Source organism: Lachnoanaerobaculum orale, from assembly GCF_003862485.1.
GTDB lineage: Bacteria > Bacillota > Clostridia > Lachnospirales > Lachnospiraceae > Lachnoanaerobaculum > Lachnoanaerobaculum orale.
The window spans coordinates 572,848-595,932 of record NZ_RRCM01000001.1 but is presented as its reverse complement, the minus strand read 5'-3'; the positions used below and the strand labels follow the sequence as shown (position 1 = coordinate 595,932).

The 23,085-nt window shown below is 35.1% G+C and carries 22 protein-coding genes; 4 read left to right on the top strand and 18 right to left on the bottom strand.

All coding sequences use genetic code 11. The features are described 5' to 3' along the window. Window positions 1-42: 42 nt before the first annotated feature. From EHW90_RS02940 to pfkB, 3 genes are all read right to left on the bottom strand, one after another. On the bottom strand, window positions 43-522 hold the full coding sequence (locus EHW90_RS02940; RefSeq protein WP_124951109.1) for a pyridoxamine 5'-phosphate oxidase family protein: 480 nt from the start codon (window positions 520-522) through the stop codon (window positions 43-45). A gap of 123 nt (window positions 523-645) precedes the next feature. Continuing rightward, on the bottom strand, window positions 646-2,595 hold the full coding sequence (locus tag EHW90_RS02935) for a PTS fructose transporter subunit IIABC (protein ID WP_124951106.1): 1,950 nt from the start codon (window positions 2,593-2,595) through the stop codon (window positions 646-648). A 10-nt stretch (window positions 2,596-2,605) separates the two neighbouring features. Continuing rightward, the gene (pfkB, locus tag EHW90_RS02930) at window positions 2,606-3,526 is read right to left on the bottom strand and encodes a 1-phosphofructokinase (protein ID WP_124951104.1); all 921 of its coding nucleotides are present in this window, start codon (window positions 3,524-3,526) and stop codon (window positions 2,606-2,608) included. Window positions 3,527-3,691: 165 nt separating this feature from the next. Here pfkB and EHW90_RS02925 point away from each other — a divergent pair, with 165 nt between their 5' ends. After that, window positions 3,692-5,440 (top strand): ABC transporter ATP-binding protein/permease, encoded by a 1,749-nt coding sequence (locus EHW90_RS02925; RefSeq protein WP_124951102.1) that lies wholly within the window; start codon window positions 3,692-3,694, stop codon window positions 5,438-5,440. Beyond that, window positions 5,440-7,128: an amino acid ABC transporter ATP-binding/permease protein gene (locus EHW90_RS02920; RefSeq protein WP_124951100.1), complete on the top strand. Its 1,689-nt coding sequence runs from the start codon at window positions 5,440-5,442 to the stop codon at window positions 7,126-7,128. Before EHW90_RS02925 ends, EHW90_RS02920 begins: the two co-directional genes overlap by 1 nt. Window positions 7,129-7,175: 47 nt before the next feature. Here the strand turns inward: EHW90_RS02920 and EHW90_RS02915 are convergent, their stop codons facing one another. Genes EHW90_RS02915 through EHW90_RS02895 form a run of 5 tightly spaced genes read right to left on the bottom strand, consistent with a single transcriptional unit; the run spans window position 7,176 to window position 9,250 of the window. After that, a complete protein-coding gene (locus tag EHW90_RS02915; RefSeq protein ID WP_124951098.1) occupies window positions 7,176-7,604 on the bottom strand; it encodes a hypothetical protein in 429 nt (142 codons plus the stop codon). A gap of 30 nt (window positions 7,605-7,634) precedes the next feature. Continuing rightward, entirely contained in the window at window positions 7,635-8,003 is a 369-nt protein-coding gene (crcB, locus tag EHW90_RS02910; protein ID WP_124951096.1) for a fluoride efflux transporter CrcB, read from the bottom strand. 10 nt (window positions 8,004-8,013) lie between these two features. Next, window positions 8,014-8,286, bottom strand: coding sequence for a hypothetical protein (locus EHW90_RS02905; RefSeq protein WP_330507728.1), 273 nt, complete (start codon window positions 8,284-8,286; stop codon window positions 8,014-8,016). 17 nt (window positions 8,287-8,303) lie between these two features. Further along, complete coding sequence (locus tag EHW90_RS02900) at window positions 8,304-8,813, bottom strand: HEPN domain-containing protein (RefSeq protein WP_124951094.1); 510 nt, start codon at window positions 8,811-8,813, stop codon at window positions 8,304-8,306. An 8-nt stretch (window positions 8,814-8,821) separates the two neighbouring features. Beyond that, complete coding sequence (locus EHW90_RS02895; RefSeq protein WP_009446451.1) at window positions 8,822-9,250, bottom strand: hypothetical protein; 429 nt, start codon at window positions 9,248-9,250, stop codon at window positions 8,822-8,824. A gap of 113 nt (window positions 9,251-9,363) precedes the next feature. On the opposite strand from EHW90_RS02895, the gene EHW90_RS02890 reads away from it, so the two are divergent. Then, window positions 9,364-9,873 carry an SMI1/KNR4 family protein gene (locus EHW90_RS02890; RefSeq protein WP_124951092.1) on the top strand — a complete coding sequence of 170 codons (510 nt, stop codon included), beginning with the start codon at window positions 9,364-9,366 and terminating at the stop codon, window positions 9,871-9,873. Between the two features lie 56 nt (window positions 9,874-9,929). Here the strand turns inward: EHW90_RS02890 and EHW90_RS02885 are convergent, their stop codons facing one another. The 10 genes from EHW90_RS02885 to EHW90_RS02830 form a co-directional block, all read right to left on the bottom strand. Further along, window positions 9,930-10,499, bottom strand: a complete 570-nt coding sequence (locus tag EHW90_RS02885) for a hypothetical protein (RefSeq protein ID WP_009446453.1) — start codon at window positions 10,497-10,499, stop codon at window positions 9,930-9,932. Window positions 10,500-10,554: 55 nt separating this feature from the next. Further along, on the bottom strand, window positions 10,555-11,898 hold the full coding sequence (locus EHW90_RS02880; RefSeq protein WP_124951090.1) for a sensor histidine kinase: 1,344 nt from the start codon (window positions 11,896-11,898) through the stop codon (window positions 10,555-10,557). After that, entirely contained in the window at window positions 11,877-12,545 is a 669-nt protein-coding gene (locus EHW90_RS02875) for a response regulator transcription factor (protein WP_060930391.1), read from the bottom strand. The genes EHW90_RS02880 and EHW90_RS02875 overlap by 22 nt, the downstream gene beginning before the upstream one ends. Before the next feature lie 5 nt (window positions 12,546-12,550). Then, entirely contained in the window at window positions 12,551-13,282 is a 732-nt protein-coding gene (locus EHW90_RS02870) for an ABC-2 family transporter permease (RefSeq protein ID WP_060930390.1), read from the bottom strand. Beyond that, complete coding sequence (locus EHW90_RS02865) at window positions 13,275-14,033, bottom strand: ABC-2 family transporter permease (protein ID WP_243113896.1); 759 nt, start codon at window positions 14,031-14,033, stop codon at window positions 13,275-13,277. Before EHW90_RS02865 ends, EHW90_RS02870 begins: the two co-directional genes overlap by 8 nt. Then, window positions 14,023-14,727, bottom strand: coding sequence for a lantibiotic protection ABC transporter ATP-binding subunit (locus EHW90_RS02860; RefSeq protein WP_124951088.1), 705 nt, complete (start codon window positions 14,725-14,727; stop codon window positions 14,023-14,025). Before EHW90_RS02860 ends, EHW90_RS02865 begins: the two co-directional genes overlap by 11 nt. Before the next feature lie 129 nt (window positions 14,728-14,856). After that, window positions 14,857-15,510, bottom strand: a complete 654-nt coding sequence (locus tag EHW90_RS02855; RefSeq protein WP_124951086.1) for a virulence RhuM family protein — start codon at window positions 15,508-15,510, stop codon at window positions 14,857-14,859. A 962-nt stretch (window positions 15,511-16,472) separates the two neighbouring features. Further along, window positions 16,473-17,864 (bottom strand): SIR2 family protein, encoded by a 1,392-nt coding sequence (locus EHW90_RS02840; protein ID WP_124951084.1) that lies wholly within the window; start codon window positions 17,862-17,864, stop codon window positions 16,473-16,475. Window positions 17,865-18,153: 289 nt separating this feature from the next. Next, a complete protein-coding gene (guaA, locus tag EHW90_RS02835; RefSeq protein ID WP_124951082.1) occupies window positions 18,154-19,707 on the bottom strand; it encodes a glutamine-hydrolyzing GMP synthase in 1,554 nt (517 codons plus the stop codon). Between the two features lie 83 nt (window positions 19,708-19,790). Next, the gene (locus EHW90_RS02830) at window positions 19,791-20,798 is read right to left on the bottom strand and encodes a hypothetical protein (protein ID WP_124951080.1); all 1,008 of its coding nucleotides are present in this window, start codon (window positions 20,796-20,798) and stop codon (window positions 19,791-19,793) included. Window positions 20,799-21,115: 317 nt separating this feature from the next. Between EHW90_RS02830 and glmS the strand changes: the two genes are divergently transcribed. Then, window positions 21,116-22,957: a glutamine--fructose-6-phosphate transaminase (isomerizing) gene (gene glmS / locus EHW90_RS02825; protein ID WP_124951078.1), complete on the top strand. Its 1,842-nt coding sequence runs from the start codon at window positions 21,116-21,118 to the stop codon at window positions 22,955-22,957. Window positions 22,958-23,085: the final 128 nt, after the last annotated feature.

The following is a 23,085-nucleotide window of genomic DNA, read 5'->3' as shown; positions in this document are numbered from 1 at the left end:
TCTTACAAAACATCAAAGCACCATTATCAATGTGCCGACTTCTTACTTTTCATGTACCAGTTTACCCGTCATATGATCAATATTTATCACATACATTTTTACTCTACTGCCTGCTTTTTCAATTTCCTTTTCAATGGATTCTTCACTTGGATAAAATCCATTTGCAAGCCTTCTCAACCTATCATAGATCTTTTCCACATCGTTCACTTCCTCTACATGACCAAGACATACCACACTTTTGAAGGTATTTGCCCAGTCTCCCTCTTCTATATGCCCCTCGTCTGTAGTTGTAAAACATACCTTATTATCCTTTTCCAAAAGGTCTACCTTCAGCCCCTGAAGTGCGCCGTGAAAATATATTTTACCGTCAGTCTCGTCAAAATATTGATTTATAGTAATGGCATACGGATATCCGTTCTCACCGTTCATAGCTATAACTCCTCTTGGCGCACTCTTTAATATTTCAACGCACTCATCTTCTGAAAGTTGCTGTTTGAATCTTCTCATTGCTCTAAATTCCATCTTATCTCCATTCTGTTTCAAACTATATAAGTCTTACAAATAATTATATCATAGAATAATTCTTACTGAATACAATTTTAACGCAAAAAAAGGCCTATGGTAAAACCCATAAGCCTGTAAGTTCTAGTTTTCTTTCTTTTTTCCAAGATTCAGTGACACTATCAAAAGAAGTGCGCCCATAACCGTACCTACAATCAGTGCGATTATATACATAATCGGATTTGAAACTGCTCCTACCAATACTGCAAACATTCCGCCGTGAGGTGCTTTTGATTTACAATCAAATACCATGCTCAAAGCTCCTGCCACACCGCTTGATAAAAACAGAGGCGGTATAACCCTTAAAGGATTACTTGCCGCAAAAGGTATTGCCCCTTCAGTTATAAATGAAAGTCCCATAACATAGTTTACCAAAGCGCTTCCTCTCTGTGCCTGTGACCAAAGCTTCTTTGAAATTGTAGCGGAAAGTGCGATTGCAAGCGGAGGTACCATACCTCCCACCATAACTGCCGCCATTACATCACTTCCGGCTGTACCTGCTGTAGTAACAAGTGCCGTTCCTGTGACATATGCCGCCTTATTTATAGGACCGCCCATATCTATAGCCATCATAGATCCTACAATAAATCCTAATACAACCTTTTCACCGCCGCTCATACTTTCAATAAAGTTTTTGAATGCCGTCATAATAAACGCCATAGGTGCATTCACTACAAACAACATCAACACTCCCATTATAAATGATCCGAGTACAGGGAATAAAAATATCGGTTTGATACCGTCCATTGAGCGGGGAATCCATGAGAATGCATATCTGAGTACGATTATAATGCCTCCTGCCAAGAATCCCGCTACCAGTGCGCCTAAAAATCCTGAAGGTGTATAGCTTAACCACGCCTCACTCTTTAGACCGAGTATACTAGGGTCTGCAAGTATACCGCCTACCATACCTACAATAAATCCCGGTCTGTCCGCAATACTTCTTCCTATGAAACCTGCAAGTATAGGCAGCATCATACTGAATGACAGCTTACCGAGTACAAACAAAAGCTCGGCAAACTTATTATAGCTCGGGTCTTCAGGGTTAAATGAATTGATGCCCCAGAAAAATGATAAAGCTATAAGTATTCCGCCTGCCACAACAAACGGAAGCATATTGCTGACACCGTCCATCAAGTACTTGTAGATTTTTCTTCCTACGCTCTCACCGTCATCACCTTCGCTGCTGCCCTCATCGCCCTTATGATGATATATGCTTACCTTGCCGTCAAGTATTGTCTGTATAAGTTCCTTAGGCTTATTGATGCCGTCGGCAACCTTTGTAAACAATGTAGGATGTCCGTCAAATCTTGCAATCTCGACCTTTTTATCAGCCGCTACTATAATACCCTCGGCCCTGTCAATATCTTCCTTTGTAAGCTTGTTTTCAACGCCGATCTGTCCGTTGGTCTCAACTTTTACATCAAGTCCCATCTCTTTTGCGGCTTCCTTTATCTTCTCGGCAGCCATAAATGTATGCGCAATACCTGTAGGACAGGCTGTAACGGCTACAATATATTTTCTTTTCTCATCAGACTTGGTACTTTCCTCTTCAGGCTCTTTTTTTGGCTCCTCAGTCGATTTTACAAAGTCCTCAAATATACTCTGTACCTCTTCCTTTGTGGTCGCTTTGTCAAGTCTGCCCTTCACCTCAGGATTCATAAGTGCCGTAGAAAGTGTGGACAGCGCCTTAAGATGCTCGTCCGCTCCGTTTGCAGGAGCACAGATCATAAATATATGCTTTGCAGGCTGAGAGTCAAAACTCTCCCACTCCACACCATCATCACTTTTTGCATATATAATCATTGCTTTATCAAAGCAACTTGCCTTGGCATGCGGTATGGCTATCCCGTCTCCCACACCGGTTGTGGAAAGTTTTTCTCTCTCCAAAAGAGCATTTAAAAACTCATCCTTTGTAGTGATAACCTTCTTTTCCACAAGCATATCGGTCAGTTTGTTCAAAGCATCCTTTTTATCTGTGGCTTTGAACCCGAACTGAATCAAATCAAATCTGATCAACTCTGTTAAAGTCATATAACCTCCTTTACAGATTACATTTATCTACTTTTATTTGTACCAATAATTCATCAATAAGCTCTTTTCTTCCTACACCTGCAGAAAATGATGTCGCTCCTCCTGCCGCCGATGCATACTGTAAACTAAGCTTATAGTCTTTGGTCTCATCATACTTTGCTACAAACATCGCAAGCATACTGTCACCTGCAGCTATTGTGGAAACCACCTTTCCCTTTGCAATATTTGCACTGAAAACTTCACCTTCCCCTGTAAAGAGTATTGCTCCCTTGCTTCCTCTTGAAACCAATACATTTAAAGCGCCCATTTCCTGAAGCTTTCTTGCATACTTTGCAATATCTTCAACAGTATCTATATTTACACCAAACATCTCTCCAAGTTCAAACTCGTTAGGCTTTACTACAAAAGGTTTGTATTTAAGAGTATTCAGTACCATATCCTTATTACTGTCAACTATGAGCTTGGCGCCTTTTTCTCTTACTTTCTTTGCTATATTTACAAAGTCGTCAGCTTCCATTCCCGGTATAATGTTTCCCGATAAAAATACACAGTCCTCACTTGAAAGTCCGTCTAAAGTTTTAAAGAAATCATCTATATTTTTCTTATTTACACTGCTACTCTGTGAATTAATTTCAGTCTCGGTTTCTGTAGTAAGTTTTATGTTGATTCTTGTAAACCCGTCCGTTTCAACAAAGTCTGAATCTATTTGTTGCTTCTTTAATTCCTCTTTGATGTAATACCCTGTAAATCCGGCAATAAAGCCAAGTGCTTTGCTCTTTTTACCGATGTTTTTTAACAACAGAGAAATGTTTATTCCCTTGCCTCCCACAACATATTTCGACTCACCGGTCCTGTTGAGCTTACCAAGTTCAAAATTTTCAACCTTTGTAAGCATATCAATAGCCGGATTCAATGTAATTGTATAGTACATATAAAACCTCCATGACTATATACAGTAAATACCCTACTTGTGGGTACATTATAACATACTTATTATACATTGTGTAAAATAAAAAAGAATACACTTTCATTTAAAATTTAACTCCATATATGATATATTTATTCTATACAACAAAATCATGGAGGTCTTTATTTTATGATCAGTATGAGGCTTATTCGTCTGTTGAAAGGCTCCGGTAAACATATATTATGCGGAGTTCTGATGCAATGGGTATCACTCATTATGCAAATATCTATTGTATTTAACATTACCGATCGCATAGGAATGATTACAATAAACCGACTGTCAAAAAAGGAAATTATCATAGATGCTCTTTTTATAATCGGTTATATTTTGGTACGGGCATTATGTGATTATGCCTACACAACCCAAAACTTTTATGCAGGTGCCAATGTAAAAAAGGTATTGCGAAATCTTATTTACGAAAAAATACTCCGTCTCGGCCCTTCATACAAAGAACAGATTCACACATCTGAAATAGTTCAAATGGCAGGTGAAGGCGTAGAACAGCTTGAAGTGTATTTCAGCAAATATCTTGGACAATTATTATATTCTTTGATTGCTCCGATAACTCTATTCTTTGTTATAATGAAGATTAATATTAAAGTCGCCACTGTTATGCTTATTGCAGTTTTTCTGATTCCTATAGTAATTATACTTGTAATAACGATTTCAAAAAAACTTCTAAGTCGTTATTTTGATATATATTACGGTCTTGGAGACAGTTTCCTTGAAAAGCTTAACGGTATGACAACGCTTAAGATTTATCAGGCCGATAAGAAAGCTGCTGATGATATGGACAAAGAGTCTGAAAAGTTTAGAAAAATAACTATGAAGGTTTTAATGATGCAACTTAACAGTACTCTCATTATGGATTTCATAGCATATGGCGGTGCAGCTGCAGGAATTATCAGCGCTTTATCACAGTTTTACAATGCCCGATCCCGAATTACTATGTCGGATACGTTTATTGTTTTATTCTTAGCCGCAGAGTTCTTCCTTCCTATGAGAACACTTGGAAGCTTCTTCCATATAGGAATGAACGGCATGAAAGCAAGTGATCGTATATTCGCATTCCTTGACCTTCCTGAACAAAAAAGAGGTAATAAAGAGATAACAGATAATAATGTGAAAATATCACTAAAGAATCTTTCTTTTTCATATGATTCAAGTAAGACCGTATTGAAAGGAATAAATCTAACTGTTGAGCCGAAGTCTTTTGTTTCTATAGTAGGTGTATCAGGTTCAGGTAAATCTACCATAGCAAACATACTTATGGGAAGACATTCAAACTACGGCGGAAGTATTAAGATAAATCATGATGAACATATTGAACTTACAAATAAAACAATACTCTCTCATTTTACTTTAGTGGGACATAACAGTTGGATATTTGCAGGTACAGTAAGAGAAAATCTTTTGATGGATGACCCGAATGCTACAGAGGAAAAAATGAATGAGGCACTTAAGAAGGTCAATCTTCTTGACTTTGTAAACTCTCAAAAGGGACTTGATACATGCCTGACTTCAAATGCGGGCAACCTTTCAGGAGGACAAAAGCAGAGGCTCTCGCTTGCAAGGGCTCTTCTTCATGATACACCTGTATATATTTTTGATGAAGCAACATCAAATATTGATGCAGACAGTGAAGAGACAATAATGAATGTAATACATGAGTTATCAAAAACAAAAACCGTTATACTTATATCACACAGACTGGCCAATGTAGTTGACAGTGATGAAATATTTATGCTTGAAAACGGAAGCATTATCGAATCCGGATGTCACGATGAACTGATGAACAATGAAGGTGCTTATGAAAAGCTGTTTACAGAGCAAATGAATCTTGAGAACTTCTCAAAGAAAAAGGAGGCAATAGTATAATGGAAAAAAACACAAGAAGATCCGGACTGTCAATTATGAAGAGTTTGATTGTTTTGATAAAGCCGTTAACAGGCATTATGTTACTTGGAATTTTACTTGGAGTACTTAGATTTTTATGCGCTATCTTCCTTACAGTTGCAGGAGGTTATTGTATAATATACGGCATTTATAAATTCATTCACGGCGGCTTTTCAGTAGGTTATGATGCTTCAGGAGTACTTATGACGGCACTTATAGTATTCGCCGTGGCAGGAGCTGTTTTCCACTACGGTGAACAATATTGCAACCACTATATTGCATTCCGTATTCTTGCAATCATAAGACACAAGGTTTTTGCGGCACTTAGAAAGCTCTGTCCCGCAAAACTTGAGAACAAGGAAAAAGGAAATCTGATTACTGTAATCACCTGCGATATAGAACTGTTGGAGGTATTTTTTGCACATACCGTATCGCCTATAGCAATAGCATTTATAACATCCGTTATAATGGTTGTATTCATGTGGTACCAACATCCTCTTGCAGCTGTATTCTCAATATTTGCCTATATCTCTGTAGGAGTAATTCTTCCTATTTGGAACCGTCGACGTACTGCCGATAGCGGTAGAAATTATAGAAACAATATGGGCGAACTTGATAACTTCATTATCAACAGTACCTATGGAATTGATGAAATACTTCAATATAATCAAGGGTCGGCGCGATTGGATGAGATGGATGAAAGATTGCAAAACCTATATTACACTCAGGAAGATCTAAGTGTATTTGAAGGTTCTCAAAAAGCGGTCACCAATCTTGTTATTCATTTTTTTTCTTGGGGAATGTTCTTTTTTATGCTCATATTGTATATGAACAAAATATCCGATTTTCTTCAACTTATCCTTGCAACATTGGCTATGATCAGCTCATTCGGTCCTACCGCAGCACTGTCTTCTCTCTCAAACAATCTTAGTCAAACTCTGGCAAGTGGTGAACGTGTATTATCATTGCTTGAGGAAGAACCTACTGTAGAAGAAGTATCAGGAAAAGAAGCTACATCCTTTGAAGGTGCAGATGTTGATAATGTAAGCTTCTCATATGGTGAAGAGAATATACTTGAAAATGTCTCACTGGATATCAAAAAAGGTAAGGTCCTTGGAATACATGGTGTAAGCGGATCCGGTAAATCCACCTTGTTGAAGCTTTTAATGAGATTTTGGGACGTAAATACAGGTGAAGTTCATATTTCAAGTAAGAATATTAAAAATGTTAACACCGAGGATCTTCGTGAAATGACAGGATATGTTACTCAGGAAACTGTGATGTTTCAGGGAACTATTGCAGATAATATAAGAGTTGCAAAGCAAAATGCAACTCTTGAAGAGATTCAAAATGCTGCTAAGAAAGCAAGTATACATGATTTTATATCAAGTCTTCCAAACGGCTATGACACCAATGTCGGTGAGCTGGGTGATTCACTGTCAGACGGTGAGAAGCAGCGTATAGGGCTTGCCAGAGCCTTCCTGCATGACGGTGACTTTCTGCTTTTGGATGAGCCTACCAGCAATCTTGATGTACTGAACGAGGGTATTATCTTAAAGTCACTCTCAGAGGAAAGCGCAGGAAAGACTATTGTACTGGTTTCACATAGAAAATCTACAATGTCTCTTGCAGATGAGACATATGAGATGGCTAAAGGCCGATTCTCATAAAATTAAAAAGCACATAGCAGAATTTTTTAAGCTATGTGCTTTATATTTTATTTCCTAGACTTATAAAATTCCTTGTACTTTGGATCGTCATATTCAAAGTATCTGTAACTTACCGCCTTTATCTTTACAAGTTTCTGCCATATTTCAAACGCCTTATCGAGCTCACCGCTTTCATATGCATACTTTCCCTTCATATGCTCCAATTCTTCATCAAAATTATGTAGGTTATCATTATTTTCAGTCATTCTTTCAAGCCATATTTTGGCATTTACCAAATCATTATTTTCAATAGCTTTATTAAAGAAAGATTTGGCATACCCATAGCCCTGATTCCACTTGGCTCCGGACTCCGGGAATGCACTCCAGCCTTTATCTGCACTTTCAAATCCCTCTTTTAAATTGCCTTCGTTGATTTTAGTTACTGCGTCCTTACCGTATTCGATAACACTTGCATATCTTTCTGCATCCAACAGCATATCTTACTCCTCCACCGTTATATTATATTTTTATAACTTTACCACCGAAGCCAACCTCTTTCCGCATAAGATACCGAATATACAGCATACAACACTTAATACAATATATAATCCGCCTGATGTATATTGCTTATTATCAAGCAAGTTAAACGCCTCAAGTGAGAATGTTGAAAATGTAGTGAATCCGCCGCATACACCCGTCTTCCAAAACAGCACGGTATTACCCGATATATTATCCTTGTTACTTGTAAACCCGACAATAAAACCGATCAATATCGCACCTGCTATATTTGTAATAAGTGTAAGTATCGGAAATCCTGTTTTAACCGGTATAAGACTTATCGCATATCTCGCCATTGCTCCTATAGCTCCACCAAGTGCCACAAATAAAAAACTCATAATTCCTCCTTTATTTAAAAGACCCGCCACCTCTATATGTATTTACAGTGCAGGTAAATTTCTTCCCACATTTCGGACATTTTATCACATGGTAAATTATATCATCAATCCAATGTCCGTCTTTTATATGTTCCCCTAATTTGCAACTTTCCTCAACTACTATAAAACCCCTGTTTTCAACCAGATCTTTAATATACTCTATGGTTTCTTCATATAGTTTGGGCGAGGAAAAGTATTCTGTCTTTTTAATATCTGAACAATAATCACACATATTTTTTACCAACCGTAATCATTCCGTTCCTATAAGTCAGTATATCTTTCCAAGTCCGTTAAGTATTGCTTAAGTGCTTTGAGCATTTTTGCAAGCTCCACACAATCTATCTTGGCCATCTCTATTACAGCATATTTTTTCTTATTCTCATCAAAATCCGGATATCTGGTTTTATTGTGAAGTGCCGAGAATTTGATATCCTCTAGAACCTTTGTAATCAGCTGTTCTCTCAGCCTGTCCTCAACCATAGCATTACCTTTGCCGTATATCTGCACCAATATCTCAATTGACTTGTCAAGTGAATGCCCGATAGTCTTTTTTATCATTTCCTTATAGTAAGCATTTGTCACATCAACAATCTGAGCAATTTTTGCTTTAATTTGTTTTTCCATAGCCTGCACATAAAAATACGCAGCCTGATTATAAAGCTCCCTGCTCTCAAGTATAACCGCAGATTTTTCATCCTGCATAGCAGTTTTAAGATACTCATGTGCAACTTCTATAGAATCCTTCAAAAACTTTCGATTACCTAAATACATATATTCTCCTAAATTCTTATAATTTTATACTTACCCTTACTGCAAAGTAAACTTTCTATCATAAGCAAAACCATATTTTGTGGATTTATTTCAAACTCGTTTGATACTATACGCTTATTAAAATACTTAACCGACTTATCATGATTAAGAAATTTGTTTATACAAAGATACTGTTCAATTTCATCAAGTATAAATGCACTTTGTTTCAAATCCGAATCACTAAAACCGTTTGCATAATGAACGCTTTTCATAATTCTTTTCAACTTTGTCTTCGGGTATTCTTCTTTGAGTGTATCTCTCAGTAAAATAACCAACTCATCAAATGTTTTACTACCTAAATCATTTGCACTTACACCTGTAACAATATTTTCATTGCCTAAATGTTCAATCAGCTTTATCATATATTTTTTCAAATCCATAAGTCCATTTTCACTCATTAAAACCTCCCCTAGGTAGGATTTATCTTTATTAATATTTACTTTAATTGCTAAACATGATTATAATATAAGTTGATAAGTTAATTCAAGTTTGAAAAAAGTGGGGATCAACAATGTTTGATAATATTGACTTTAAAAGTTTTTGGAAGGAAAGTGAGTATATAAATAAAGTCTGTACCGGAGAGAATTTAACAGATGAGATGGTGCAAGAAGCTGAAAAAAGACTGGGCGTTAAGTTACCGAAATCATATATAGAGCTTATGAAAACACAAAACGGTGGTAAACCCAATAAAAATGTCTGGTTTGATGAAAAGAATAGGTACCGTGTTGATGTAGAGGAATTCTACAGTATATCGGAAGAAAAAGAAGATTCCTTATTTGGAAAATTCGGAAATGAGTTTTGGCATGATGAATGGGAATATCCAAGAAATGTAGGTGTTATTATTGCCGATACAATCTCAGGTGGACATGAAATGATATATTTAGACTACAGAGATTGTGGCAAAGACGGAGAACCGAAGGTATCAATATGTATACAAGAAGATGATTTCGAGATAATTATACTTGCATCTAACTTTGAAGAATTTATATTGGGGCTTAGAGCCTCAGGGGAAATTGAGTAAAATTTTCAAAAAGCCGCCAGAATTTAAACTCTGTCGGCTTAATTAAATGATAATATTTACCCTTTTTCAAATGACTGTTTTAATTCTGCCAGCTCTTTTAGCTTTCTTTCAAATACTGAATCACTCATACCTTTCCCGGTAGCAATCTCATAATAAACATTAAATTCAGGATGATTGTTTTCTTTTACTACCGCTAAAAGCTCTGCAAAATATCCCCAGGCATTATTATAACTTTTTGTTGAACTGTAATCTTCTCTTTTAGGCATCCACTGCAGCTTTATAAAGAATTTATTCAGTATTTTGCTCCAAGTTTCTACATCGTCATCATAACAAAAGAACTTTGTTTCAAACAAACTGCCAAATCTCCTGTCCCAAAATTTTACATTGTCAGGCAAATACCAGGTATCACGAGGATTGCGGCATATCAACTCTATCGTTATCATTTCAAGTATTGAAGCCGGATCTCCACCGACACAGCTATAACTTCCGGCAACTGAAGTTTGTGCACCTTCCACCTTTAGTTCTTCATAAGCTGTGTTGCTATCAAGTAATACTAAAGCAATTTTAGCTCTATCTCCAAATGCTTTACCTTCGCTTAATAATTTGTACTTATTAAATTCGTTCATTTATCCTCCTTACTCTTATTGGAAAAGGGTATCCTTAACCGTAATTATTCTTCAATCATTTATTAAATACCATTTTAACCTCAGCCCCTGCAGTCACTCCTGTATAATTTTTCAAATACAAGTTGCCGTTATTTTCCGAGACAATATTCTTTACTACCCATAAGCCTAAACCATGTTTATTAGACTTATCTTTTACTTTTCCGGAAATGAATTTTTCTGTAAGTAAAGGTAATAAGTCTTTATTAAAACCTGTTCCTTCATCTCTGACTGTCAAAATAAACTCTTCAGGTTCATCTTTAAACTCTACCGTTATTTTAGAACCTTTTTTAGAATATTCAACCGCGTTGGTAACTATATTTTGCAGAGCTACAGCTACTTCCTCTTTATCCAGCTTAATATTACTACAGTCACTTTTTATTACTTCCAAATTCAAACCGTTTAACCTACATATACCGGACATTATCTCAATCCAATATAAAATCACTTCATTACTTACAACATCTTTTCTTCCTTCCATTGTATAAGAAAATTTTTTCAATTTATCAATATACTTTTCCAGTCTGTCAATACCGTTTGAAATATCTGCAAATCTTTCAGAAGATAAATCACTATGCTCTTCTTTTAATAGTTCTAAATTTCCTTTAATCAGTGTTATCGGTGTTCTTATGTCATGGGTAAGCTGTTCCACCAACTCTTTTTGCTTAACTTGCATATCCCATTGCTCACCAAGAGACTTTTTTAGATTTTTAGCCAGTACATCAATCGAAACCAGTACTCCATCTATTTCTTTATACTTAGAATATTCTCTCTCATAATCCAAATCCATACGACTGATGTTATCATTAGCCATCGCAATTTTGTGGATTTCCCTTTTTAATATATTTGATGAGCGAATGAGAAACAAAGCGAATCCCAAAAACCAAATAATTAGTATCAGGACAATATATCCACACTCGAAATTTTCAAAGAGTCTATAAAGCTTTTCACTGGCAAATATAGCATTAACTCTGTATCTTATTACCAGTTGTCTATTTCCTATAGTATAAGCTTTAAAAATATTTGAGCCTATAACCTCATCGCTTGTTGCCTTTCCGTTTTTTATGGCTTCCTTTACTAAATCATCATATTTTTTATCAATGGTATTTTCTATTATTTTCCCGTCTTTCAAATATAAAAAATCATAATAATATGGTATTTCAGCCGTTGTCCAATCTTCTGTTTGAAAACCTGCTTCCACTTTTTCCGACTGAATGTCAGCATAGTTAGCCGGATATACTACTCCGGTATTTAATAATACATTTAATCCGACATAAAACAGCAAAATGATAAATAAAGTATATACCAACTCCATAATTGCGTATTTGCTGATTAAATATCTTAAACTTTTTTTATTTCCCACTGATAACCAACTCCCCAAACTGTTTTTATAGGATTTATATAATATGGCTCAAATTTACTTCTTATTAATTTGATTCTTTCGGTAATCGTTGTAGAACTGTCACCTTCCTTGTCATAGCCATAAATTTCCGTATAAATTTTTTCTTTCGAAAATACTTGATTTTTATTTTTTAATAAGAACTCACAAATTTCATATTCGCTATTTGTAAAACTTATCTTTTCATTATCAAAATAAATTTTTTTTGAAAGCAAATCACAAGATATCGGATAATCTATAAGTTTTGAATGTTTTTCTCTATTTTCTCGTCTGATATGTGCTGCTATCCTTGCTCTAATTTCAGCAAGAGAAAACGGTTTTGTCACATAATCATCTGCCCCTAGTGCAAATCCTTCGACTTTATCTTTTTCAAAATCTTTCGCTGTAAGTAAAATAATAGGAATATCTATCATATTTCTGTATTTAGTCAAAAATTCAAAACCCGACATTTCTTCCATCATTATATCAAGAATAATCAAGTCATATTTACATAAATCACTTGGCCGGATTTTCAGTGCCGAATCACAAATAACAACATTATATTCTTTCTCAAAGGTTAGCTTTAATAATTTTAGCAAATCTTTGTCATCATCTATTATGAGAAGATTCATACCTTTTATTCCTCCATTTCACTTATTCCGTCCCAACTATTATACCAAAATGAAAATATTCCCACACTTACAAATGAGAGCAACAAAGATATAAAAAGGTAAAAAATAACAGTATCTACATTGAAGAGTCCACTGACATATCCATATATAAGTCTTATCGGATACACAAACGGAAAGTAATACCATATACCGGTTCCTAAATCCGTTGTGCCTAAAAGAACGGCAGCCAAAGTGAAAATAGTACCTGCCAAAATAGAGCCTGTATAATTGAATTTTAAACTTAAAAATTGATAAACAGGTACCATACTAATCAATCCCACAGACCCGATCATACCATAAACTGTCAAATCCAATATTTGAATATTGATTCCATAAAAGTGTAAAAACAATATAAACGGTAAGATTGCTATACCTTCAATAGCCATTAATAAAATAAAGATAAAGATAAATCTTACAAAAAACAATTTTTTTCGACAAATCCCTATTCTCAAATCATTGGCATAGTTCCCGGCTTTTTTATCGCTTTCATATAACATGGGAATTAAAAAGCTGACAGAAAAGCCTGCTAAAATCGTATAAGCTCCAAAAAAGTAGGCAAGCTCTACTTCTTTTAAACCTGTTGCACTTAAAAGATATACAATAAAAAGACCGGTAAAAATTAACGGACACAAGATAATTACCATTCTGACCGGTGTTCTTTTGGTTCTTATCAGATAAGACTTTAAAATATTAATCATGACCTTTTCCTCTTTCCATCACTATATTTATAAATGTTATTATGATATACACCATGACACTTAACACTAATCCGACATATACTGCGTTCATAGATGTTAAAGGCGATGATTTTTCCAAAAAAGTGCCGTTAGGATGAACCTCAATAATCGGACATAGTATACGTAAATTATAATCCCAAGGGAAAAATTTCCAATACGAGGTTACAGCAATAATTGCCGACGGAAAGGTAAATATAAAATTAATTAAAATCACTAAAAACCTTTTATGAAATAATTTGTAAATAAAAAAAGATAAAGCAACTATCGGCAAACTCCCAATAAATAAACAACAGGTAGCTGCTATCATGATTTTAAGACTAATCTCCTCATGTAATAAAAATCTACCTATTAAATATATTCCTGTCGATGACAATATCAAAACAGTAAATAATTCAAAAATAACTATTCCGTTCTTGGCAATTAACATCTTTTCCGGAAGTATATTCAATCTTTGCAACAAGGCAATATGCTCTTCTTTCTCTTTACCGGCAATATTAACTACAAGCAGACTTAATACAATAGGTAAAATCAGAACAGGATACCAATTAAATGCTGTAGCCATTAAATAACTTCTTCCTACAGGGCTTTGCCCCATGATACTGACCATAAATAGATTAAATAGCACAAAAATAACAGGTACTATATATTTTAATGTAGAATTGGCAGCTCTCCTTTCCTTAATCCATTCCGCTTTCAGCATCTTAATCATCATTCGTCACATCCTTTCTGATAATTTCCATAAATAAATCTTCCAACTTAGACGAATCTGTATTTTGTCCTTCATAACTTAAATGTCCCTTATTAAGTATACCGATTTTATCCGCAATCTGCCCCACTTCACTCAAAATATGACTTGATAGTATGATTGTGATACCGTGACCTGAAAGCATTTTTATCAGTTCTCTTAATTCTTGAATTCCCACAGGGTCTAACCCGTTTGTAGGTTCGTCAAGAATCAGTAATGACGGGCTGTTAATCAGTGCCATTGCAATACCCAGTCTTTGTTTCATACCTAGGGAGAACTCTTTTGCCAACTTTTTACCGGTATTCATCAATGAAACCATGCTAAGTACTTCATCAATTTTCTTTCTGTCAATATTCAGTAAAGTAGTAATAACCTCTAAATTTTCATAAGCCGTTAAATTCGGATAAATAGCAGGATGTTCTATAATCGCCCCGATTTTCTTTACATCATCTGCAGCTAACAGATGATTTTCAAACATCATTTCACCCGAGCTTTTTGGAATCGCTCTTGTTATGACTTTCAATAATGTTGATTTCCCGGCACCGTTAGGACCTAACAGACCATATACCGTACCTTTTTCCACTTGAATTGAAACATTATCCAGTGCAATCCCATTTTTATATTTTTTTGTCAGCCCTTTCGTTTCCAATATAATACTCATTTGATTAACCTCCATCATTTTCATGGTATTGTTATAGCCGATAAAAATAACTAAATTATAACCGTAAAAAATTTTATGGATCTGCCTGGATATATTTCGTTAAAATAGGCACATAAAAAAGCACATAGCTTAAAGATTATAAGTCTTTAAGCTATGTGCTTTTGCTGTATTATTTTCTACGCCAAATACATCTGTTTCAAAAGAATCTTTCATCCGACAAACCATCTTAACACAATCTTCATAGGTGATGCGGTATACCGGAGTACTTCCCTCCGGCTTACTTAATGCCTGATGGTCATATTGATCCAAAAGAATCAATGCATCCGTGTATTCATTCACAGCTCTGAGCACATCTTTTTCCTCTATATCGAGTGCATCTGCAATCATCCTTGACTGGATATCAACTGTTTTCTTAAGCGCTTGAAGACGCTTTTCATTGATTGCATAGCCTTTCAAAATATACTCTTTAAGAACATTATTTGCCCATTTTCTGAAAGCTATACCTCTTTTTGAATTAACTCGATATCCGACAGACAAAATCATATCTAAATTATAAATTTTAGGTTTTCTTCCCCCTGTACTTTTGTCGGAAAAACCGACAGAAGTCTCATCCAGTTCTCCTGAAGCAATAATATTTGAAATATGTTCGCTTACTGTAGCGTGTTTAACATCAAACAATACTTCCATTTGTTTTTGTGTCAGCCAAACGGTCTCCAGTTCAGGATTGATTTGAACTTCTATATTAATATCACCATCTGTAAATAATACAATTTCATTCTTCATACTTTATTTACTCTCCACGAATATTTACCGATAACATTTCCGGTACTTCAAATTAATCAAACAAAACTGACAATCCAAAGAGTTCGGCAATTTCTTCCACTGATAGATACATTTTAATCTTATGTAAGAAACCATTCATTTCCCTCTTTCTGTGGAATCTCACAGGTATCTTCTACTACGTAGAAACGCTTAACAATATATTTTTTCTAAACCTTTCCTCTAAACGTCAAATATCCATGTTTTCCCGGTCATTTGTTCAGATTTCTGAAGATCTCATACGACGATGTATGTTTTACTTCCGAAAGTTCAAATATATTGAATGCCTTTAAAAATAATTTGTTCTGCATAATCAGTATCTCCCGTGTTTTGGATATTTAACTCCTCATATATCCTGTAATGACCGATATAAAATTGGATACAATTTTCCCTGATTTATCAAATTTTCTTTTTTTTAATGTAGTTACTGTGTCATGGAATTTAGCTCATATAAAATATAACCTGTCGAACCTTTCTTTGTTATCTCTTTATAAATGCAGACAACAAAAATTTATGTGTAGTGAATATGGATGATATACATATAAAAAGCACATATTTAAGATATTATACTCTTAATATTATGTGCTTTTCAACCTACATGGTTAACTAACCGACTTTTTTGCATACTCTGCTTTTACCTGCATTCTTCGTCAGGCTTATCTTTGAGATTCTCATCACGCTTGTCATCAAACATAGCGGAGGCATTATTAAAAAATTCTTTTTTGATTACCAATCAGATTTGGCTGAATATTATTCTCTGTTACAAGTGTATTGAGATTTTTCTCGCCCCTTAAGTATCTAGATTACAAGATCTGATTTAAATTTGGCGCTAAAATTTCTTCTTTGCCTAGACATACTAATAAATCCTCTCTTTTATACTGATTTTAGCATATAATATTAATTAGAATTTGTTCCAAAAAAATGTATTAATTTATTAAACCATTATAACCACAATTATTCACAAAACCTTTAATAATATCTTTGCATTCATCATAACTTGATGTCCAAATAACATCTACTCCCATTCTAGAAAAGTGGTTTGTTGCAATCACAAGATCTATAATACTCATATCTCCTTTATATATAATGGCAAAATGTTTTTTTCTTTCCTTTTCAGCCATCCTTATTAGCCTCCTAATATTTGGATCTGTTAAACTACACCCTATAAATAAGCATTTATTTTCTCTAAAAAAAGAAAGCTGAGTCCCTATTTGCCACTTATATGCATCGTTATACATTGTATTATAGTCATCTTCAGTAAGCTTAATACTATCTGCATAAATACCTTTATAATGAGAAAAATCAAATTTAATTTGCTCACTATTTTTCTCATAACCGATCATTGGAAAATATCCATGTACATGATAAATTGGTATATTACCTTTCTGTGTATTACTACTTTCAAACATTACATCATATATCACACTATAGTAATCTAAATATTGCTCTAAATAATTATCATAGTTATAAGTCATTACTCTAAAGTCCCTAGCTATAGCACACTTTTTAATTAAGCACGCGATACAATTAGCTAAAGTATCATACTTCTTATCAGGTATCTTATAATTATTATAAATGCTTCTAAAGATTATTTCATAATATGTGTTTTCTGTTAATAATTCTCTATAAAGCTGTGCAGATATCAAATCACTATCTCCTATCTTATTTAATACTTGGGATATATTAATTCCACACCTTGAATTTAATTCTGATTCAAAATTAGCAATCAAACTCTTCCAGCTCAATGCTCCCTCTGAACAAGACACTCCCGCACCTAATACCAAAGAAATTCTTTTCCTATCCACTACACTCTTTAGGTTTTCTATAGTATTTATTCTATATGTTTTAAAGTCTAATTCATTAATTTCATCTATATTTTTATTATTATATAATCTTGAAATATCTAATGAATTTGAGTAATATACCCTATTAACTTTTACTAGTTCCTCTAGTTTATCCTTTCCCCAAAAATCTATCCAATATTTTTTTTCAATTTTTTTTATTAAATTTTCTATATCTGATGCAGAAACAATGACAATATTTATATCATTTTCAAATTCTTTTTCAATCCTATTTAACTGAATATTTATATTCTTTATCTTTTTTAAATCCAAAAACAACAAAAATATAGTAGTATCTCCTATGTTTTTATCTTTGATTTTTAATAAATCTACTATCTTATCTGTCTTTACATTAATAGAGTTAAATCTATCATCTACAGTAATATCCTCTATTTCTCTAATACGATCGTTTAATATATATATTATAAATCTTTTCAACGAGTCCACATTGTCAAAAAGTAATTCCTTTTTATTCATATAATTATGCTTTACTCCATTTCGCTTTATACTAATCTTAAGTTTATTTATTATTTTTAAATTAACCGTTAACTATAATAAATTCTATAATCTAAAACAATAGTACTAATTGTTTTAGATTATATATTCTCAATTCAGTATAAATTATATATTTAACATTACTATTTTAATTATACTCTATAACAATATTTTATCAAACTATATATTTAATAAACATAAATTTTATAATCAACCCACATAGAAAAATCGCCACAAACCCTTATTTAAAGGATTTGTGGCGTTATTTTGTTTACTCCAGCTCAATAGTTCCCGGTGGCTTGCTGGTGATATCATAGAGTACCCTGTTTACATGGTCTACCTCATTGATAATCCTGTTTGTCACCTTTTCAAGTACTTCCCAAGGGAGTCTTGCAGCCTCTGCTGTCATAAAGTCTATTGTCTTAACTGCACGAAGTGCTATAGCATAATCATAAGTTCTGTAATCGCCCATTACTCCTACGCTTCTCATATTTGTAAGAGCTGCAAAGTACTGGTTGATTTCCTGTGAAAGTCCTGCCTTATCTATCTCCTCACGGTATATAGCGTCTGCATCCTGAACGATTTTTACCTTCTCGGCTGTAACTTCACCGATAATTCTGATTCCGAGACCCGGTCCCGGGAACGGCTGACGGAATACAAGATGCTTCGGTATACCCAGCTCAAGTCCCGCCTTTCTTACCTCATCCTTGAAAAGATCTCTAAGCGGCTCTATGATTTCCTTGAAATCAACATAGTCAGGAAGTCCTCCTACATTGTGATGTGACTTGATTACTACACTCTCTCCGCCAAGTCCCGATTCTACAACATCAGGGTAAATTGTTCCCTGTACCAAGAAATCTACCTTACCGATTTTTTTAGCCTCTTCTTCAAAGACTCTGATAAATTCCTCACCTATTATCTTACGCTTCTTTTCAGGCTCGCTTACACCTGCAAGTTTTGAGTAGAATCTTTCCGCTGCATTTACTCTGATGAAGTTCAGCTTATAATTGCCGTTCGGTCCGAATACAGCCTCAACCTCATCGCCTTCATTCTTTCTAAGAAGTCCATGGTCTACAAATACACAAGTAAGGTTTTCACCTACCGCCTTGCTGAGCATTACCGCTGCAACTGATGAGTCAACACCGCCTGAAAGTGCACAAAGTACCTTACCGTTGCCTACCTTTTCTTTGATTGCCTTTATACTGTTTTCTACAAAGGCATCCATTTTCCAGTTACATTCACATTTGCAGACATTCTTTATAAAGTTTCCAAGCATTACAGAACCGTATTCTGAATGTAAAACCTCAGGATGGAACTGTATTCCATAGAGATTCTTTGCTGTATTCTCATATGAAGCTACAGGACAGTCATCGCTATGTGATGTAATCTCAAATCCTTCACCAAGTTTACTTATATAGTCTGTATGGCTCATCCATACAATGCTTTCCTTAGGCACATTCTCAAACAATGCACTGTCAGCCTTATCAACTGTAAGCTTTATTTTACCGTATTCTCTTACACTTGCTCTCTCTACCCTTCCGCCAAGCAGATGCTGCATAAGCTGTGCACCGTAGCATAGTCCAAGTACAGGAACTCCAAGTTCAAAAAGCTCTTTTGAATATGTGGCCGAATCAGGCAGATAGCAACTGTCCGGTCCTCCTGTAAGTATGATTCCCTTCGGATTTTTCTTCTTTATCTCTTCCAAAGGGGTTTTATATGAGTAAATCTCACAATATACATTGTTCTCTCTTACTCTTCTTGCAACTAATTGATTGTACTGACCTCCAAAGTCCAAAACAATTATAAGCTCCTGCTTTAATTCCATCTGTATCTCCTATACTTGATAAAATAATTTTACTTACAATAATATATCCTAAATAGAAAAAAAACGCAATTATTAAGTTGTCTTTAATGCTTATCCTTTGCAACGCTTGTTGATATTATAAAAGCTCTCATATTCTTATTTTCATCAATTCGAATATAGGCATAATACTCGTTCCAGAATATAGAATCACTGTTGGTACGCCATGCTATTCCATATACCGAATCCGTAGGATTGGATTCATCCGGTATCATCCAAAGTCTCTTTTTAAAAAGCTTTTTTAAATCATCTGTATAAAATGTGCCCAACAGACTCAAATCACCAAGCTTAACATCTATATTCGAACTTTTAAGTGTATCTTTACAGTCCTTATCCATATAGAAATTTACGACCTTGGAATCCTTTATATCCACATCTTTATTAAGACTTCCGTACAAATCTATTGCGCCTATAAGTGTATCATCTTTTGCCAATAAATATGGCGCTCCCCTTAAGGTCTCTCCTGTACTTCTATATCCTTTTTCTACAGTAATATCCTGATTTTCGTCATATTTAGTGTAAGAACCGCTTGTCAGCATTTCACTGTACTCATATGTATTCTCATCATTCATGATATATATATCAAATCCGTTATCTAAAAGGTCTTCTACACTTGTCTTACTCAGTGTTACTTTCATCCCTCCTACAGTCATTACAGGAGGCTTTACCGGTACACCGATAAGAATATACCAAAAGCATAAATAAACAAATAATAGTGCCATCCCCGAAAACGTAAGTATAACGTTGGTCTTACGTCCGCTTGCATTTATAAGTGCTCTGACAGGTATAGCTACAATCACACCTCCAAGAGATGCAAAAGCCGGTCCGACATAACTCATCAGCTTTATTACTGTAAAAAATACAATAACGATAACCAAAATATGAAAAAACAGATCACTGATTTTCATTTTGCCGCTACCGCTTTGAGAACTTTTCTCTCCGCTTATACCGTACTCGGAACTTTTGTTAAGCCTGTTCATCAACCAAAGAAGTATAGCAACATACCAAAATCCCAGAAATACCATTAACCCTATAAATATTAATCTGACGCTCATACTTATCCCTTCCCTTACTGCATTTATATAATATTATTCTACCATATTTTATATAAAATTTTTTTAATTTTTGCAAAAAAGCATTCACAAGTTCTTTTTGATGTGTTATCATAACACAAATTTTTCTTTTCTGAGGAAAAAAGGAAGATTAGCGCCGGGGCTTCGGGGAGACCCAAGCTGACGAGGTAAACAGTTATCGAAATATTCGGCGGATGCTGTTTCGGAGTAGTGTATCGTAAGAGGAAGACAAAAAGCGAAATCAAGATCGTAACAAAAGCTTTCTTCGCACAATAAACAATCGAATAGGAGAAAATACTATGTGCGGTATTGTCGGTTTTGTTGGGCAGGGGAATACAAAGGATATTCTACTGTCCGGTCTTTCGCGTCTTGAATACAGAGGTTATGATTCTGCGGGAATAGCCCTATATTCAAGACCTTTCACTGTGGTAAAAGCTGTCGGTAAATTAAAAGAGTTGAAAAAGAAGGTCGCAGCTTCGGGGGAATGTGAACTTCCCTGCTCTATGGGAATCGGTCACACACGCTGGGCAACTCATGGTAAAGCCGATGAAAAAAATGCCCACCCACATCTGTCAATGCATAAGGAAGTGGTGTTGGTACATAACGGTATTATTGAAAACTTTGCGGATTTGAAGAACTTTTTACAAGAAAAAGGCTACAGTTTCTATTCAGACACAGATACTGAAGTGGCTGTAAATCTGATTGAGTATTTTTACCTAAAGGAAAAGAATGTCTTAAAAGCACTCCTCGCAGTACAAAATGAGTTGAAAGGTTCTTACGCCTTTGCAATTATGTTCAAGGATGATGCAAATACACTTTATGCCATGAGAAAGGACAGTCCTTTAGTTGTAGGAAAGGGCGAAAACGGATTCTATCCGGCTTCAGATGTCTCAGCCTTTCTTGATTATACCAAGGAGTTCTATAAATTAGAAAATAAAGAGATTTTAAGTCTTACTGAAAATGAAATACATATATACAATAAAAACGGCGAGGAAGTAAAGCGCTCCTCCTCTGTCGCAGAGCTTGACAGCAGTATGATTCATAAAGGAGAATATCTTCACTTTATGGAAAAGGAAATCTTTGAGCAGCCACAAGCTGTACAGGATACCCTGCTCTACGCCTGCGACAAGGAAAATAATGAATTTTCCTATGAAGCATTCTCAATGAGCGAAAAGGATTTCCGAGATATTACAAGGATCAGAATCATTGCGTGTGGCTCCGCCTATCATGCAGGATATGTATTAAAATCGGTTTGTGAGAGCTTGGCAAGAGTTCCGGTACAGGTTGAACTTGCAAGTGAGTTTCGCTACAATCACCCGATTTTAGAGGACGGCGAAATTGTAATCGGTATCAGCCAGTCAGGAGAGACTGCAGATACTTTAGCCGCAATAAAGGAAGCCAAAAAATTGGGGGCTAAAACCCTTTCCATAGTAAATGTAAACGGCTCAGCCATTGCCGGTGAATCCGACTTTGTATTTTATACACAGGCAGGACCTGAAATTGCGGTAGCCACCACAAAAGCCTATAGCTGCCAGCTTGTTGCCGGCTATATTTTCTCACTGCTTTTAGCTAAAACAAAAGGCAAAATTGGTGACGAAGAGGCTCATATACTTAAAGAGGAGCTATTCAGCCTTCCGGGAAAGATTCAACAATGTCTTTCACTTGACAGTGAAACCCTAACTATGGCAAAAAAACTGAAGGATGATAAAAATATTTTCTTTCTTGGAAGAGGTCTTGACTGGGCAGTCTCTATGGAAGGAGCTTTGAAGCTTAAGGAAATCAGCTATATTCACTGTGAAAGCTACAGCAGCGGCGAGTTAAAGCACGGTACAATAAGTCTAATAGAAAAAGACAGTCCTGTGATTGCGCTTCTTTCTCAAGAGGAGCTTGCCGCAAAGAGCATTTCAAATATTCACGAGGTAAAGAGCCGTGGTGCCAAATGCTTTGCTTTCACCATGGAGGATATTTCAGTAGAGGAAGACGACTTTGCACAAATACTTAGTGTCCCGAAGACCCAACCTCTCTTTGCAGGAAGTCTTTTGGTAGTTCCATTACAATTCTTATCCTATCAGGTAAGCCTCCTAAAGGGCTTAGATCCTGATAAGCCGAGAAACCTGGCAAAATCTGTTACGGTGGAATAAAAAACTTTTTTATTTATTATTTGCTTGAAGCGGCATCTGTATTTAATATTTCATTCAATACAGATACCGCTTCTTATTGATTATTATACTTAATTTATGCTCTTTGCATCTATTTCAATTGTATCAAA